The organism is Limnoraphis robusta BA-68 BA1 (assembly GCF_034932365.1).
GTDB lineage: Bacteria > Cyanobacteriota > Cyanobacteriia > Cyanobacteriales > Microcoleaceae > Capilliphycus > Capilliphycus robustus.
Genome location: NZ_JAYGHR010000012.1, coordinates 59,768 through 77,421 on the forward strand (window position 1 = coordinate 59,768; position 17,654 = coordinate 77,421).

13 protein-coding genes are annotated in these 17,654 nt (G+C 39.3%); 6 read left to right on the forward strand and 7 right to left on the reverse strand.

Translation table 11 applies throughout. The annotated features are described in order from the left end of the window. Nucleotides 1–229 precede the first annotated feature (229 nt). From VB836_RS07785 to VB836_RS07810, 6 genes are all read left to right on the forward strand, one after another. Nucleotides 230–856 (forward strand): cytochrome c oxidase subunit 3, encoded by a 627-nt coding sequence (locus VB836_RS07785; RefSeq protein WP_046278573.1) that lies wholly within the window; start codon nt 230–232, stop codon nt 854–856. Nucleotides 857–919: 63 nt separating this feature from the next. Further along, the gene (locus tag VB836_RS07790; RefSeq protein ID WP_160315388.1) at nt 920–1,057 is read left to right on the forward strand and encodes a hypothetical protein; all 138 of its coding nucleotides are present in this window, start codon (nt 920–922) and stop codon (nt 1,055–1,057) included. Nucleotides 1,058–1,143: 86 nt separating this feature from the next. Further along, nucleotides 1,144–2,430, forward strand: coding sequence for an RNA-guided endonuclease InsQ/TnpB family protein (locus tag VB836_RS07795; protein WP_323218797.1), 1,287 nt, complete (start codon nt 1,144–1,146; stop codon nt 2,428–2,430). Between the two features lie 310 nt (nt 2,431–2,740). Further along, on the forward strand, nt 2,741–3,940 hold the full coding sequence (locus VB836_RS07800; RefSeq protein WP_046278576.1) for a hypothetical protein: 1,200 nt from the start codon (nt 2,741–2,743) through the stop codon (nt 3,938–3,940). A 320-nt stretch (nt 3,941–4,260) separates the two neighbouring features. Beyond that, the gene (locus VB836_RS07805; RefSeq protein ID WP_323218798.1) at nt 4,261–4,902 is read left to right on the forward strand and encodes a hypothetical protein; all 642 of its coding nucleotides are present in this window, start codon (nt 4,261–4,263) and stop codon (nt 4,900–4,902) included. A gap of 6 nt (nt 4,903–4,908) precedes the next feature. Next, nucleotides 4,909–9,162, forward strand: a complete 4,254-nt coding sequence (locus VB836_RS07810; protein ID WP_323218799.1) for a WD40 domain-containing protein — start codon at nt 4,909–4,911, stop codon at nt 9,160–9,162. A gap of 127 nt (nt 9,163–9,289) precedes the next feature. Here VB836_RS07810 and VB836_RS07815 read toward each other — a convergent pair whose 3' ends face one another. From VB836_RS07815 to VB836_RS07845, 7 genes are all read right to left on the reverse strand, one after another. After that, complete coding sequence (locus VB836_RS07815) at nt 9,290–9,538, reverse strand: hypothetical protein (RefSeq protein WP_046277820.1); 249 nt, start codon at nt 9,536–9,538, stop codon at nt 9,290–9,292. A gap of 589 nt (nt 9,539–10,127) precedes the next feature. After that, entirely contained in the window at nt 10,128–12,068 is a 1,941-nt protein-coding gene (gene dnaG, locus VB836_RS07820) for a DNA primase (RefSeq protein ID WP_046277821.1), read from the reverse strand. 98 nt (nt 12,069–12,166) lie between these two features. After that, entirely contained in the window at nt 12,167–12,556 is a 390-nt protein-coding gene (locus VB836_RS07825; RefSeq protein WP_323218800.1) for a DNA primase, read from the reverse strand. Nucleotides 12,557–12,687: 131 nt separating this feature from the next. Then, on the reverse strand, nt 12,688–14,016 hold the full coding sequence (locus VB836_RS07830; RefSeq protein ID WP_323218801.1) for a S8 family serine peptidase: 1,329 nt from the start codon (nt 14,014–14,016) through the stop codon (nt 12,688–12,690). A gap of 224 nt (nt 14,017–14,240) precedes the next feature. Beyond that, nucleotides 14,241–14,639, reverse strand: a complete 399-nt coding sequence (locus VB836_RS07835) for a RidA family protein (RefSeq protein WP_323218802.1) — start codon at nt 14,637–14,639, stop codon at nt 14,241–14,243. 64 nt (nt 14,640–14,703) lie between these two features. After that, complete coding sequence (locus VB836_RS07840; protein ID WP_323218803.1) at nt 14,704–16,041, reverse strand: Rid family detoxifying hydrolase; 1,338 nt, start codon at nt 16,039–16,041, stop codon at nt 14,704–14,706. A gap of 249 nt (nt 16,042–16,290) precedes the next feature. Then, entirely contained in the window at nt 16,291–17,517 is a 1,227-nt protein-coding gene (locus tag VB836_RS07845) for a Rid family detoxifying hydrolase (RefSeq protein ID WP_323218804.1), read from the reverse strand. Nucleotides 17,518–17,654 lie beyond the last annotated feature (137 nt).

Below are 17,654 nucleotides of genomic sequence, written 5' to 3' on the forward strand. Positions count from 1 at the left end.
GCTGAGGGCGGGTTTGTATTAGGTTATTTGTGACAGACAGACATCTGTGCGGAACCCGCCCCTACATTCACTGGTCACTCTCTTACAAACTAAGTCTCGCCGGAAACCGCGCCCGCCGCGAGGCAAGCGCTCTCGACTATTCCGCGCCCGCCGCAAGGCAAGCGCTGGTCACTGGTAACTGATCACTGATCACTGTAAAGATATGTACTCCTATTTGTCGTAGAGATTCATGCAAGGTTCAACGATTAACAACACCAAAACCGCTATGGGCTATCAAGCCCAAGAAATACCTGCTCATGGCGAACACCATGAAGAACATCCTGATTTGCGTCTATTGGGCGTGATTGTGTTCCTGGTGGGTGAGAGTATGATTTTCATGGGGTTATTTTCTGCCTATCTGATTTTTAGGGGAGAAGCAACGGTTTGGCCCCCTGATGGTATCGAACGGGAACTCTTACTTCCGGGTATTAATACCCTGATTCTGATTACGAGTAGCTTTGTGATGAATAAAGGCACGGCTGCTATCAAGAAAAATGATCAGGCGGGTTTGAGAACTTGGTACATCATCACTGCTCTAATGGGTGCTGCTTTCCTGGCTGGTCAGATTTTTGAATACAGTAATTTGGAATTTGGCTTGACGACGAATGTATATGCCAGTTCCTTTTATGTGTTAACTGGATTTCACGGAATGCACGTGACCTTCGGAGTGCTGTTAATTTTAGGGGTTCTGTTTCGGGGTCGCAAAGCGGGTCACTACACGAGTGAGTCTCACTTTGGCCCGGAAGCGGCAGAGATTTATTGGCACTTTGTTGATGTTATCTGGATTGTGCTATTTCTGTTGCTGTACATTCTCTAAATCCTGAATTCGCTTTTGTTCATTTTCCTTAGCCCCATCAGGGGTTTTTTTATTTCTCTTTTTTTGGGTAGACCTCAAAAACCGGGTTTCTTTGAGAAACCGGGTTTTTTACCTCAATGTCGGCGTGAGGCCTCCCGCTATAACCGAGGCGGATTTATCGAGGCGCAGCCGAGTACCGCCAATGGTTTAGCGGTGAGATGAATGCCGACTATCTAATAATTGAGCGGTAGCGAATCCTTGTTATTATACCCATGTTTGTGCTGGGTAAAATATGATATTATTCTACCATGTTAGTAATTGAAGCCAAGCTCAAAGGAACCCAGTCGCAGTACAGTAAATTGGATGAAGCAATCCGCACAGGACAATTCATCCGTAACACCTGTTTGCGTTATTGGGAAGATAACAAGGGGGTCACTCGTAACGACCTCCAAAAGCTTTGCTCGGTACTAGCTAAGAACAAGGAAACCCCTTGGACGAAGAAGCTAAACTCTCAAGCTAGGCAGGCTCACGCTGATAGGGCGTGGTCTGCCATTCAACGTTTTTATGAGAACTGTAGATTGGGTAAACCCGGAAAAAAAGGCTATCCAAAGTACAAAAAGTTTGGTCGTTCCGTCGAGTACAAAAACAGTGGTTGGAAGCTATCTGCTGATAGAAGACAGATAACTTTCACTGACGGCTTTAACGCTGGAACGATGGATTTATGGAGTTCTAGAGATTTGATCTGGTATTCAGAAAAGCAAATCTCTAGAGTTCGAGTCATAAGACGTGCTGACGGCTACCATGCTCAGTTCTTAGTGAGTTGGGATAGACGAGAGGAGCATGAGTTTCAAGGGAAAATGACGGGAATTGACTTAGGCCTTAAAGAGTTCTATACCGATTCCGATGGAAATACTATAGAAAACCCTCGCTATTTGCGGAAGTCCGAACGAAGACTAAAGATGCTTCAACGTCGGGTTTCTAAAAAGCATAGCAAAGGAAAGAAACAGTCAAATAGATACCATAAGGCACGCAAGGCTTTAGCTAAACAGCATCTTAAAGTCAGTAGACAGCGTGAAGACAAAGCTCGAAAAGATGCTTTGGCGCTAGTTAAGTCTAACGATTTAATTGTCTACGAAGATTTAAAGATACGAAACATGATAAAAAATCATCACCTATCTAAATCGATAAGTGATGCTAGTTGGTATCAATTCACGCAATGGCTTCAATATTTTGCCAAGGTTTATGGTGTCATAGTTATTGCCGTACCGCCTCACAATACAACGGTTGATTGTTCGAGTTGTGGGGCGCAGGTGAAGAAAACGCTTAGTACCAGGACTCACAAATGCAGTAGTTGTGGAACGATTTTAGACCGTGACCACAACGCCGCGAAAAACATCTTGGCAAAGGGATTTAAGTTATTAGCCGAATATTTAAACAGTACCGTAGGGCATAGGTCATCTGGAGCCAAAAGCTGGAAAGCGCAGGGAGAAACTGACCTCTGGCTCAAGAACGGAGACGCTCTTGCTCTAAGTCGGCTCGATGAACTGCGAACCAAGAACTCTTGGGAATCCCCCGCTATATTGCGTAGCAATTAGCGGCGGGAGGATGTCAATGATCAGTTGTAATCCTTAGCCCCAGATGGGGTTTTTTTATTTCTCATTTTTTGGGTAGTTGGATTTACCCCCAGATGCAAAAATTCCTCGCTAGGGTGAGAAAGCAAGATCCTCTTAAACGGGTGAGAGTTCGTTCCTGAGACGGCAATCAAACGATATTAGAGGAATGGGGGAATGGCGATCGCCACTTTGGGAATTGATTTGTACAAAGCAACGGTATAAACTGAATCATTACCCCAACCCATCAATACAGAGTATCCAGCATTTCCCCTATGCTGAAGTACAGATTACAATGAATCAAAATTTACTCAAACGGGCGATTAACCCAGACCAAGTTTTTGAGAAACTGCTGCAAATTGCACTCAATCAGGGAGCAAATGCTAATCATTTAGCGTTTTTAGATCGAGGAATTGAAAACTCTCCCTATCGAGATGAAATTGATCGCTACTCGACATACCTCAAGCAAAAATCTATGATGTTTCGCCCTTATCCTAAACTTGGGCAAATTCCAGATATTGATCCGGACGCCTTAGACTTCCTACATGAAGATATCAAAGAAGCTTGTGTTTGTATCGGTCGTTGGAATCAGGGACAACTACAAACATTATGGGCGGGGAAAAATCATCTCGAAAAAGCTCAGTTTTGGAGTTCCACTAAGATTATACCTGCTTTAAATGTGTTGAGTCAAGTCAATTCTAAGTTTCCCGGTTCTGCTGTGGAAAATTGGCGGATTCAAAATCCTGAAGATGAACTTCAAAGCGCGAGTTTTGAAGCGATTGTAGAAGATATTGTCAGCTATGAAAAGCAGATTGATAGTTCTAATGCTTTATCGGCAATGTTGAAACGATTTGAAACGAGGGAAAAACTTGAGAAATGGTTGCAGACGATTACGGGCAATTATGATTTAGAGTTTCGGGGTAATTATGGTGAAGATCCCTGGATTATGAATCCTGAATTGGTAGATAGCCAAAACAAAGAGGTTTTACTTCGGGCTGTTTCTGATGAGGCTACGGGAGAAAATTTGGTTTCTGCTTATGATTTGACTCGGATTATTTCGATGATTGGATGGCATTATCATCTAGAATCAGATGCTCAATTTCCTCATGTGAATTGGAAGAGTCTTCAACCGATTATTAAGGGATTGGGTAAAGATACGGCTCGATTTGTTGATGTAGCGTTGGAGATGTTGGGATTAGAAAATAAGATTCGTTTTCCTGTGATTCTTTCTAAGTTGGGTCACGGGCCAAGTTCAAAAAGACAAACCATTGAAACGACTTATATGGCTTTGGTACAGTTTGTTGATCCTTTACCAAAATTAACAGGAAATTCAGCCAAATTGCGCTCTGTTGCGATGACGTTACGAGGCGTTATTCCGATTCAAGATATGGAAAATTTTGATGATGAGTCCATCCGACTCGATGCGCGAATGGCAGCAGAAGTCACTGAAATTTTGCGTCGAGTGATCACCGAAGAATTAGATGAAGTTGCTTAAGAGGCTGATGGATCGCTGAGTCGAGTGGCGATTGTCATTTAGGACAAGTTACAATAGATAAACTAGGTTAGACCTGTTTACAGCATGATTATCGGCAAATCGGTTCTGTTGTTTTGCCTATTATTTGCAAAGCTGATCAACAAGTTGACAGGTGTGAGAGCATTTCAGGGTGTAAATTGAATAGAGATGAACTGATTAAAGACGATCTGAGGATTGTTTTAATTGTCATCTCTGAAAAACAGAATTAGATTTTAAGCTTATATTAAATTTTATTAATAAAATTAATATTATTGATTGCAAAAAGAGGAAATTCATAATTTATGAATCAACAAAATCCCGGAAAAAACATTAGATCTCTTAACACTTTACTCCGCGTTGTTAATCACTTTTCAGATGAGTTTTCTTTGATTTTTGCTTGCTGTAACTATCGCAGCTTACGTCAAAAAGTGATGAAGACTTTGCGAAAGAAATGTTTAGTTGAAATTCAAGAAATTATTTTAGACGTTGAAACAAAGACGCTTTATACAAACATCAAAAATTGTTTAGGTGAAAATAAACCCCCGGTTTTGATGATTTTTGGTTTAGAGTCCGTTAATAATATTCAAGAAGTTTTAAAAGCAACCAATCAAATTAGAGAGGAATTTAGCAACTTTAAATTTCCCTTGATTATTTGGATTGATGATCATCTTTTGCAAATGATGATTCGGCTCGTTCCTGATTTTCACAGTTGGGGAACAACGATTGAATTTGTGATCAGTAAAAAAGAACTCTTAAAGTTTATTCAGAAAACGACAGATGATGTATTTGATAAGATCTCCAGTAATGGTGCAAGTATTTTTTTAGAGAATTCTAGCTTAAATTTAGAAAAAGGTTCTCCACTTCGCAATGAACTAGAACTCGCGCAAGTGGATATCCGAAAACGGAATATTCAGCTTGACACAGAACTGGCAGCAAGTTTATAATTTGTATTGGGTAGAATCGCCGATAATTCCACAGAAGCCGCTCTAAACTATTATGAAAATAGTTTAGCCTTATGGGAGAAAACGGAGTATCTAGAACGATGGGGTTATCTTCTATTTTATTTGGGTTTTTGGTGGCATAGTCATGCGGTTGTAAATCATTCAGAACGCGAAAAATCTTATTTCATCGCCAAAGAGTATTATCAGCAATGTATTCAGAAATTTCAACAAGCAGAACGTCTTGATTTAGTCTCCAAGTTTATTAATGCGTTAGCGTTAGCTTTATATCGTCTCAAAGATTGGGATGAACTTGAGGAAGTTTCTAAAAAAGCAGTCGGTTTACATAAAGTTTATGCTCATCCTTTTCGACAAGCTAGGGGCTATCATTTTCTCTCGGAAGTGGCTTTAGAAAAAAGGAACTGGAAAAAAGCGAAGAAGTTAGCTGAAAAGTCACTCAAAATTTTTGAACAGGAAATCAAAGATCGATCCATTGAGATTTCCCATGAACAAGTAATTTATTTAACCTGGGAGAAGTCTTTTCATCAAGCTTGGTATTTATTCTCGTTGGCCAAAGCTCAACAACTGTTAGGTGAAATAGACGAAGGAATTATCACGCTAAAACACGCTATAAAAATTGCAAAACCTGAATATGACCCGGAGCTTTATATTAATATTTTAAATCAATTAAACGAGTTATATTTTAAAAATGGTGAATATTTTATTGCCTTTACAACCAAGCAAAAAAGACGAGAAATTCAGCAACAATTTGGCTTAAGAGCGTTTATTGGAGCGGGTCGTCTGGTTCACAGTCAATCGATTACAAATCCAGGTTTACCTTTTGTCGAAAAACATCAAAAAGTGAACCCAGAAATTGCTGCATCTGGACGAGTTCGAGATATTGAAAATTTAGTAACACGCATTCGGATGAATGACCGAAAATTAATTGTCATTCATGGACATTCGGGAGTGGGAAAAAGCTCTATTATCCAGGCTGGGTTAATTCCTAAATTAAAATATATTGTAGTAGAAGAACGTCGAGTAATCGCGGTTTTACAACGATATTATGTGAATTGGGTTCAAGCGTTAAGTCAAGCTTTGAGTGAAGCTTTTATCAAGCTTAATTCTATTCACTTTGATAGCAATAATTTTCAAACCGTTGATGAAATTAAGAGTTTTCTGCAAAAAAGTATAAACCACAATCTTCAGATTGTTCTGATTTTTGATCAATTTGAAGAATTTTTCTTTGTTTGTAAAGAATCAGAGCAACGAAAACAGTTTTATCAATTTCTTAAATTTTGTCTAGATACTCCTTTTGTGAAAGTGATTCTTTCTTTGAGACAGGATTACTTGCATTATCTACTCGAAGGAAATCGTCTCGAATATTTTGAAGCCATTAATCACAATGTTTTGGATAAAAATATTCTCTATCACATCGGTAACTTTTCGCCGGATGAAGCAAAATCAGTGATTCAGAAACTAACGGAAACAACTCAAATCATACCTGAAACGGCTCTAATTGATGAATTAGTAAAAGATTTAGCTCAAGAATTCAATGAAGTTCGTCCGATTGAGTTACAAGTTGTAGGCGCTCAACTTCAGGCGATGGAAATTACCACCTTAGAACAATATCAAACCCAAGGGCCAACGCGAAAACTGGTAGAAAAATATTTAGAGGAAGTGATTGATGAATGTGGCCCTGAAAATAAACAACTAGCGGAACTGATTCTCTATTTACTGACCGATGAAAACAATACTCGACCGCTCAAAACCCGCTCGGATTTGATTCGAGAACTCACGCATTATATGGAGCAAGAAGCCCAGAATTTGGATACGGTTTTAGAGATATTTATTGCATCAGGGTTAGTCTGTTTGTTCCCCGAAATTCCAGTTGAACGATATCAGTTAGTTCACGACTATTTAGTTTATTTTATCCGTCAACAACGCAGTGCTGAAATTATTGCTCAATTTGATCGCGAACGAGAAAGGCGGGAACAAGCAGAAGCTCAACGCAAAGAAGCGGAAGAAAGACTCAATCAAGTTCTTCAGCAACGGTTAGAAGAAGCTCAAGCCAGTGTTCAACGTCAGAAAAATCGACTACTCGCATCAATTGCTATCAGTGCGATGATGGTATTACTCTCTGCAACCGCAATTATTAGCACAGGAATTGTTAGAGAACAAAAAGCTCAACTCAGACGTCAGAATATTGAAAATTCAAACTTTAATTATACTGTGTTTTTAATTGAAAATAACCAATTAGAAGCTTCTTTAAATCTTTTAAGAGGATCACAATATTTAGAAGATAAATCGATCAAATATTCCTTTGAACAAGAAACAATGTATAAGCTTTGGGCTGTTCTCAATTTACTGCAAGAGCGTAATCGATTTGAAGGAAATAGTGGTGCTGTTATTAGTGCGAACTTTAGTCCTGATGCTCAAATAATCGCTTCGGCGGGAGATGATAAAAAAATAAAACTTTGGAAACCGACAGGTGAACTGATTAAAACTATAGAAGGACATAATAGTAGAGTTTGGTACGTTACATTTAGTCCCGATAGTCAAATCATCGCTTCAGCGAGTGAAGATAAAACCATCAAACTTTGGAAGCTAGATGGAACTTTGATCAGAACAATTCCAGCCCATGAAGATGCCGTTCAATGGTTGAGTTTTAGTCCAGATGGTCAACAAATTGCTTCTGCCAGCCGTGATAAAACCGTTAAAATTTGGAATCTGAATGGTAATTTAATCACGACATTAAAAAGTCATAATAGTCCTGTTTCTAGTGTTTTGTTTAGCTCCGATGGTGAACGAATTGTTTCAGCAGATAGAGATGGAAGATTAATCTTCTGGAACCGCCAGGGTGAGTTAATTAAAACAGTGAAAGCTCACAGTGAGACAATTTGGAGTATTGCTTTTAGCCCTGATAGTCAAACTGTCGCTTCAGCTAGTAGTGATCAAACGGTTAAATTGTGGAGTCGAGAGGGTCTACTTATCAAAACTTTAGATGAACATAAACACGCGGTTTTTAGTGTGAGTTATAGCCCCGATGGTCAATCAATAGCCTCTGCTGACACCAATGGAAATATTATTTTTTGGAGCCAAGCTGGTATTCAAAAAACGATTCTTCGAGGTCATCGAAATGCGGTCAATCAAGTTAGTTTTACTCCAGATAGTCAAATGCTAATTTCAGCGAGTAAAGATAGCACGGTAAGACTCTGGAACCTAAATAGTATCCCGCAAGTTTTTCAACCGAGCGAAGCAGTCTATAATATGATTTTCAGTCCAGATGGTCAACTCTTAGCATCTGTGAGTGATCAAAAGCAAGTGATTCTTTGGAAAGTTCATCGGTCAGCGAAACAACAGTTACCCTATGCCTTGAGCAAACAATTAAGTTTCAAAGATCATAGCGATGTTGTGAATAATATCAGTTTCAGTCCAGATGGTAAATTGATCGCCTCTGCGAGTCAAGATAAAACGGTTAAACTGTGGAATCTTGAGGGTAAAGTTATCAAAAATCTACCCCATAATGCTCCAGTTTGGACTGTGAAATTTAGTCCAGATGGACAATTAATCGCAACCGCTAGTGAGGATCAAACCGTACAGCTTTGGACTCGTGATGGAAAACTTCTGCACAGTTTGAAAGGACATCAAGACTCTATTAATGATTTGAGTTTCAGTCCCGATAGTCAGCTTTTAGCGTCAGCAAGTGATGATAATACTATTATTTTTTGGAATCGTGAGGGTCAACTGATTGAGAAGTTGAGGGGTGATGGAAGTAAGTTTTCATCGGTTAGTTTTAGCCCTCCTTCTGAGGATAGTGAACTGATTGTCGCGGCTACCGCTCAAGGCTCTCTTGAGTTTTGGAAACGCCAGGATCAAACTTGGAAAAAAATTGATACGAGAACAGCAATTGGTGGACATACGGGTGGAATTTCTGAGGTTAGTTTTAGTCCAAATGGTGAAATTATTACCTCTGCCAGTTTCGATGGTACGGTTAAACTCTGGGATCGGTACGGAAATTTAATTGCCACTTTTCGGGCGGGTTCTGCACAGATATTCTCGGTCAGCTATAGTCCAGATTATCCCACTCTGGTCGCGACTGATGAAGCAAACCGAGTTATTTTTTGGAAGTTAGATGATCGCAAATTTAATGATACTTCTGACTTACTCAAACAGGTTTGTACTCAGCTTAATAGCTATTTAAAATATAACTCTACTCTTGATCACACAGATAAGATGCTTTGTGATAAGATCATTCACAATTAAACAATTGTATAAAAAAACTACACCTGATTTTATTCAGGTGAGTTAACGATATTCATAGAAAATATCAATGGGCATTACATCCGTAAAATTGATGAGAAAGTACACAAAAAAGAGTAAGTTAAAGTATTTATCCTCTCGGCGGACGAGATGAATCTTGAGGAACGCCACTAGACTTTGTTTCTTCACTGGCAAAAACAACGCGATTTGATTTATACTCCTCCAAAGAAACTTGACTGCGTTGATGATTGTAAATTGAGCTAAAGGGTAAATGATCCAGAGGGTTTAAATGGGTAGTGGCTCTAGCAGCCATTGTCGGTATGAAACTCGCCGCTAATAGAGTGGTCATTCCTAAACAGAATAGTGTTTTGTGGGACATGGTAAACTCCTTGTGGTTTTTTTGGGTTTTTCATTAAATATCCGCTCAACACTCCCCAAGCTGAATTTCCACAATATCCGGTAATCAGCTTTATTTGTTCAGATAAAAAGGGATTTAAAACGGATTTTATATTACATATGGTGCGAGAATATTTTTCTCACAACTTGAGTCAGACTGAAACGATTTCCTCTCTATCTAAATCTTACTAGACTATATCGTTTCTGTCCGGAAATCTGAGGCAGTATGAGAAACTTCTAAGAATGGGTTTCATGTTTCAAGGGTCAGGATCAGGGTAAAATTTTATTCATCAAAGGCTTGGGTTTCTGTTCTGTATTGACCGAATAACGGAGCGAGAGTTCCCGTTATATACTGCTATATAATCCTCTTCTTTTCCCCGGTCTGACACCCCTAACCAGAACCTATTGTACTACAAGTTTAATACATAGAATTAACCCTTTAATAGCCCTGTTTTTTCTTCCCTTTAATTTCATCATACCACACAGTCTAGAGCTAGTTATCTGCCTGGATGTGATACTTCTAAAAGCTACTGAAAATCAAGACATGGAACCTCGGCTTTTCTCCGGTGAGTTTATCGCAGTTCACCCAAAGGAACCGTCGCTAAATCGTGAAACTTCGTACAGCGCTGGGGTTCTAACTCTTGAATGCGTTGATTAGCCGCTAGAAACTCATCGTGGTACATTTTGAATAATTCCGGGTTTTCAGTCCGATCTGTATTTTGCCACATATGCAAGGCTAAACTACGGCGCTTTTTACAAATGGCTAACTCCATTGATGCGATCGCCGCCCGAATTTCCAGAGGCGCTCGTCGAAGATTAGCTTTCGCGGTATCATCTAAATAAAGTAAATGATCAAGTTGGGGCGGGGCTTCACTCAACTCTAATAAACTATCTTGTAATCTCGAAATAAAATCAATTGACTCAAGAGCTAATTCCGATTTTTCTTCGATTTCTAAAATCTGTCGCCACAAAAACCGATGATCAGATAAACTAAACTGTAAATCTCGGCTATCTAACGCTTCAATTACAGTTTGACGATGTTCTGGACAATGCAAATAAATTCGCAGCAGTAACAACTCAGCTTCAGGTAATAAACTCCGTTCAGCTAATAAAGGAAGTTCGATATCCGATGATTCTTCGGCTTGAAATTCCCTTTGCCGTCGCCACTTCTGAAGCTGTTTTTGTAGAGTTTTCACGAACAACGCAACCAGTCTTGCTTCCCCTTGACTCAAAATTTCTGCACAGGATTGAATATATTGAGTCTTTTGAACTTCCTGTTCAATTTTGTTTAATAATTCGACCATATTTTGCGCGACTTGTTGGGCTTCTATGACTTTCGTTAAATCTCGCCCGACTAACATCTGACTGATTTGCCAGTCAATCCACAGGGGCGCATTTTCTAATAATTTTTTGTAATCTTCAGACGAAGAACTGTGTAAAAATTCATCCGCATCTTTTCCGGCGGGAAGGTTCAAAATTCGCAGTTGAACACTTCCTTGATACGCTAAATTTTCGATTTCTCCAATTGCCCGTTGAGCCGCTTTTGCACCTGCTGTATCTGCATCAAAATTGAGGATAATTTGTTTAGATTCTGTATAACGCAAGAGTTGACGAACTTGAGTCAAACTCAAAGCGGTTCCTAAAGCTGCAACAACATTTTCAATTCCCGCAGAATGCAGGGTAATTACATCAAAATACCCCTCGACAACCACCGCCTGATCCAGTTTAGAAATCGCTGTTTTTGCCTTATCTAACCCAAATAACGTTTTTCCTTTATCAAATAACTCTGTCTCCGGAGAATTCAAATATTTAGGCTGTTCATCGGATAACGTTCTTCCCCCAAAACCAATCACTCGCCCTTGAATATCGTGAATGGGAATCATCAAGCGATCGCGAAATCGATCATAATAACCATTGCCCTTTTTTCGAGGTAAAATCAAACCCGCTTGTTCGACTAAATGAACGGGAAAATGCTTTTGTTCGACTAAATAATCATACAGCATTTCCCAACCTTTCGGCGCATAACCCAGTTGAAAGTGTTGAATTTTTTCTGCACTTAAGCGTCTTTGAGAAGTCAAATAGTCTAACGCTTCTACCCCTTGGGACTGAGACAAAGTGTGTTGATAAAAACTCGTTGCGATCGCTAAAATCTCATAAAGTTGTTCACGCAGAGAAAGCTTTTCTTGTAACGCTTGACGTTCTTCTGGGGCTTCCGTTTTCACCGAAACCTGATAACGACGCGCCAAGTTTAACACCACATCTGCAAAGGAAGTTTTATCCAACTCCATCAAAAATTTTATCGCATTTCCACCCGCCCCACAGCCAAAACAGTAATACATCTGTTTGCTGGTACTCACTGTAAAACTCGGGCTTTTTTCTTCGTGAAACGGACACAATCCCGCAAAATCTTTTCCCTGACGTTTGAGGACGACTCGTTCTGAAACGACATCGTAGATATCCGCCCTCTGCTTCACTTCTTCTATGGTGTCAGGATGAATGCGGGGAGTTGACATAGATGCTCTACAATAACCCTAACTTTGCTCAAAGATGATCAGGTTTATTGTGACATATTTATTCAAATTTGGGGAGAAAAATGCTGAAATCTTAACGATTAACGGGGAAAAATTCCCTGATCTTCAACAATCATCTTAACCGACGACGACTCCGCCAAAGCATAAACTCCGGCTACCGTAATTTTGATCCCAATAGAACCGAAAATATTCGGACGTTCGCTGAGAGTTTCACCTTGATGTTTAGCGAGAATTGGGCGAATATCATCAAGTTTAGTTTCGGCGATTTTTTGAATTTCCTCGGGAGATTTTTCCGGGTTATCTGTTGAGATTTGTAGAAAAACAATGACTCGAATTGTTTGCAGTGAGTTCAAACGAGATAACCGGGCTGCAAATTCTGAGCTAATTTTCATAGAATTAATAACATCAACTTCAGCTATCATTATAGGAGGAAGTTCGTAAGGTTGAATCAAACAAATTAGAGGAAACATGGTAAAATAAAAAATTAGGGGCGCTCTTGTTTGCACCCTTAATTCTAAATTAGCAGTTGGGGGGAATAAAAACCCGGTTTCTCACAGAGATGATAAAAACCCGGTTTCTCACAGAAACCGGGTTTTTGCAGTTATTTAAGCGCTTCTAAAGCCTTAAACGGTTGAATTTGACCCCAACCCCAACGGTTATCAGGACGCATTTGTTCCCCACCCGGATGATAGGCGGTTTCTTTGAGCGCTTTAATAATTTCATTCAAAGAAGCTTTCGGACAAGCTGACATTAATAACGCTACAACTCCAGCCACATGAGGCGTCGCCATTGAGGTACCATCCATGTAGGTATATTCATAAATTCCATCAGGTTGTTGAACCGGAGGAATACAAGAATAAACCTGAGTTCCGGGCGCTGAAACATCGGGTTTTGTGACCCAATTATTCGGTGCATCTTGAGGGAAAACTAAACTCGCCCCACTACTAAAAAAGGCAATTCCCAATTCATCATTGGAATATTTTTCTAAGGCACCAATTGAAAAAGCATTATGGGCGCTTCCCGGTGAACTGGTATTGCCATGATTTTCGTTACCAATGGCAACCACAGGTAACACATCAAACTGATTGATAATCAGATCAAAAATTTCAGCAAATAGGGGTTCATAATAAGTCAAACCTAGCGACATATTAATAATATTTGCGCCACTTTCAATTGCCCAAGCCATACCTTCAATTAAAGTTTGTAAGGTAGCATTTCCAATTAAAACCCCACCCACTAATAAGTCCGCTTCGGGTGCAACTCCAATTGACACCCCTTTATTCGTTTTTCCACCTGCAATCGTACCACAAACATGAGTACCATGTTGATCAGCATCGAAATGAGGCATCGCTTTAATTCTGCGTCCGTTGGGGTCTACAATAATAAAGTCTTTGACTCGATCTTTGAGTGCCGGATGATCACTATAAACACCTGTATCCAATACCGCAACTTTGACACCTTTGCCTTTTGTAGTTTCCCACATTTTGGCAATGTCTAATACTTGCAAACCCCAAGTCATTTTTTGCTTTTCTTCTTGAATCATCAAGTCAGAATATTCGATTTGTTGGGGTTTTATTAGTCTGATTCTTTGGTTCGGGATAACCGCAATAACTTCCGGTTGTTCAGCGAGGGCGGGAAGGGTATTGCGAGTCACTTCTACCGTTGCGACAGGTAACGCACCTGAACCCACTTTTGAAACATTTAATGACTGACCTGTTTCATTTTGATAATTCGCTGCCATTTTAACAACAACGTTTGTATTTTCTTTACTTTGTTGTTGCATCACTTGGGAACGACGTTCATCACCCCGAGAAGGCATTTCTTCAGGCGGACGTTCGCTTCTGTAAATAACAATAGCATCCTGTTTGCTGTTGGGGTCACTATTCCCTAAAACGGGGAAAAAAGCGGGGGAAATTTTAGGGGTATTCATCGGGCTTCACTCCTGAATAGATTGATTGAATTCATCCGTTTGAAAGGTCAGATTGAATGCTATGTAGCATCAAAGTATCAAAGCATAAAAAGTTAACACAGTCGTCGGGGCGCGGCGGTTTGCGTTCTCACTTGCGCCCTAACTCACCCATGACAAAGGTTTATTCTCATTCGATACTTTCTGCTGTTTCGGATGGGTTGGGACTATTTCAGGACAGTTTGCAATTATGAATGATTCTCTATCACCGCAATACAATCAATTTCGACTAACACATCCTTCGGTAAACGCGACACTTCTACACAAGCCCGAGCGGGGGCATTTTCGGTCTGAAAATACTGCCCATAAACGGTATTCATCGCGGCGAAATCGTTCATATCTTTGAGAAAGATGGTGGTTTTTACGACATCTGACCAACTCGCCCCGGCTGCGGTTAAAACGGCTTCTAGATTTGCCATAATTTGTTCAGTTTGTTTGGCAACATCTTGAAGATGAACGATTTGATTTGTTGCGGGATCAATGGAAATTTGACCGGCTAAAAATACCATCCCATTTGCAACTACCGCTTGATTGTACGGGCCAACGGGGGCGGGTGCTTTGTCTGTACGAATAATTTGACGTGTCATCAGTTGAATGTGTGAAATCCGATTAAACTTACTGTATTTAGATTACCACGAATCAATATTTTATTTATAAAAAGTTCGTTTGACTCAACGCCACGCATTCAATTTGAACGAGGGCATTTTTCGGAAGTTGAGCCACTGCAACGCAAGCACAAATCGGCGCCATTTCCGCATCGAAATATTGAGCATAAACAGCGTTCATTGCTGCAAAATCTTTCATCTCTTTTAAAAAGATAGTGGTTTTCACGACATCCGCCCAAGTTGCTCCGGCTTCTGTTAATATTATCTCTAAATTTGCCATAATTTGTTCGGTTTGTTTGGCGACATCTTCTTCATGTAAAATATGATTCAGTCGTGGATCGATGCCAATTTGTGCAGCAACATAAACCATTCCATTCACAATAACGGCTTGATTTCGAGAGTTAGGCGGTTCGGGTGCTTTGTCAGTGTTAATAATTTTTCGGGTATGAGAAATTACTAAGTTAGACATCATCTCAAAATGATTAAAATTTGAGATTTCACCATCTGGCATAATTGCACGAGTAAAATTAGCATTTTCAATATTCCATCCATAGGTTTTTGCATTAAGCAAGTTAGCCTTATGAAGATTTGCACCAGTTAAATCAGCTTTCATTAAATTGGCGCCTTGCAAATTGGCTCGATCTAAAATAACTCCTTGTAAACAAGCATTTTTCAATTTTGTCTTTTCTAATGTCGCCACTGTTAAATCACAATTAACTAAATTTAAGCCCGATAAATCAATTCCATTTAAATTAACTGCTCTGAGCTTGGCAGAATTTAACTTGATGCCTTTCAGTATTATACTTGTTAAATTAGCTCGACTCAAGTCTGCTTGTGTTAAATCAGCATCAGTTAAATTAGCACGGGTTAAAATAGCTCCGCTTAAATCCGCTTCGATTAAATTTACTCCTGTTAAATTAGCATCACTTAAATTAATTTCGCTTAAATATGCTTTCTTTAAATTAGCACCACTTAGATCAACAGCCAACAATTCAGCATTACTTAAATTAGCTTCTTCTAGGTGAGAACCTATTAACTTTGAGCTACTTAATTTTGCTTGAATTAAATTAGCATATCTTAAATCAGCTTGGTTCAAAATTGCAGAACCCATTGTTGCTTGACACAAATAAGCATCTTTGAGAGAAGCAGTTGTCAAATTAATATAATTAGCTTTGACACTAGATAGGTTAGCATTATTCAAATCTGCTCCTTGTAGGATAGCTTCTGATAAATCTGCTTGAGATAGATTTGTTCCAACTAAATCTGCTCCACTGAAGTCTACCTTAGCTAAGTTTTCTCCTTGAAGATCTAAGCCACTGAGTTGCTCACCTCTAAAGTTCCGTTCACCTTTTGCATATCTTTCTAACAGTTCTTTAGCATCCATGTTGTTTCCTCCAAATTATTCTTGAATTATAAAACCATCCCTTACCCTTAAAACCTTAAATTTTTCCCAAAATATTCAAACTGTAGGTTGGGCTGAGGAACGAAACCCAACAATAAATAATCAAAAAAAACAGAAAACCTCACAAAAATTATAGGGTTTTGGGTTGCACTTTCGCTTAACCCAACCTACTACTTCTTCCCTCTCCTTTTAGGGGAGGGCTAGGGAGGGGTCACAAATAACATCATTGAATTAATGACTCAACGCCACGCATTCAATTTGAACGAGAGCGTTTTTCGGCAGTTGAGCCACTGCAACGCAAGCACAAATCGGCGCCATTTCCGCATCGAAATATTGAGTATAAACAGCGTTCATCGCTGCAAAATCTTTCATCTCTTTTAAAAAGATAGTAGTCTTCACGACATCCGCCCAAGTTGCTCCCGCTTCTGTTAATATTATCTCTAAATTTGCCATAATTTGTTCGGTTTGTTTGCCGACATCTTCTTCATGTAAAATATGATTCAGTCGTGGATCAATGCCAATTTGTGCAGCAACATAAATCATTCCATTCACAATAACGGCTTGATTTCGAGAGTTGGGCGGTTCGGGTGCTTTGTCAGTATGAATAATATTTTTACCTGTTACTTCTGTCTGTTGGCGCGATTCTTTGGTTTGAATAGATTGAACTCGGTAACGTTCTCCATTCGGCATTATTGCATTTGTTAAATCTGCTCCTTCTAGACTTGCACCATAGATATTTGCTCCAGTTAAGTCTGCTTTTTTGAGATTGGCACTATCGAGTTGAGCAGAAATTAAATTGGCTGATTTAAGATTGACTCTTTCTAGGTTAGCATTTTTCAGATTAGATTTTTTGAGATTAACTTTCTCCAGATTTGCTCGTTCTAAGTCGGTTTCATACAGATTTATTTCAAATAAGTCTACATTAGAAAAATTCACTAATTGTAAGTTTGTTTTTTGCAAATTAGCACCTTTAATTATTACGCCTTGTAGGTTTGCACGACTCAGATTGGCTTGCTCTAAGTCAGCTTCAGTTAAGTTTGCATTAGATAGATTACTGCCTATTAAACTTGCTTCAATCAAAAATGCTTTACTCAGATTTGCAGATATCAAACTTGTATTATCTAAATTGGCTCTATCTAACGTGGCATGAGTTAGATTGGATGAAGCCAAATAGGCATCACTTAAATCAGCCTCAGTCAAATCTGCCCAACTTAGATCAAGAGAGCTTCCCTGGATTTTAGCTAAATTTGCACCTTCTAAAAAGGCTCTACTCAATTTTGTATGAGTTAAATTTGCACCTGTTAAAGTCGCTTTACTCAAATCCGCTCCCGTCAAATCTGCTTGAGTTAAGTCAGCCCCGCTTAGGTCTACTTCTCTTAAGTCAAGTCCTGCCAACACAGCTTCTTCAAAGTTCCGTTGACCTTTTGCATATTTCTCTAACAGTTCTTTGGCATCCATGTTATTTTCTCCAAATCCTGTTTGAATTATAAAACCATCCGTTACACTTAAAACCTTAAATTTTTCCCAAAATACTCAACAGCAGACGAGTAAAATCTATCAATAAAAATTGTTAGCTGTAGGCTGTAGGTTGGGTT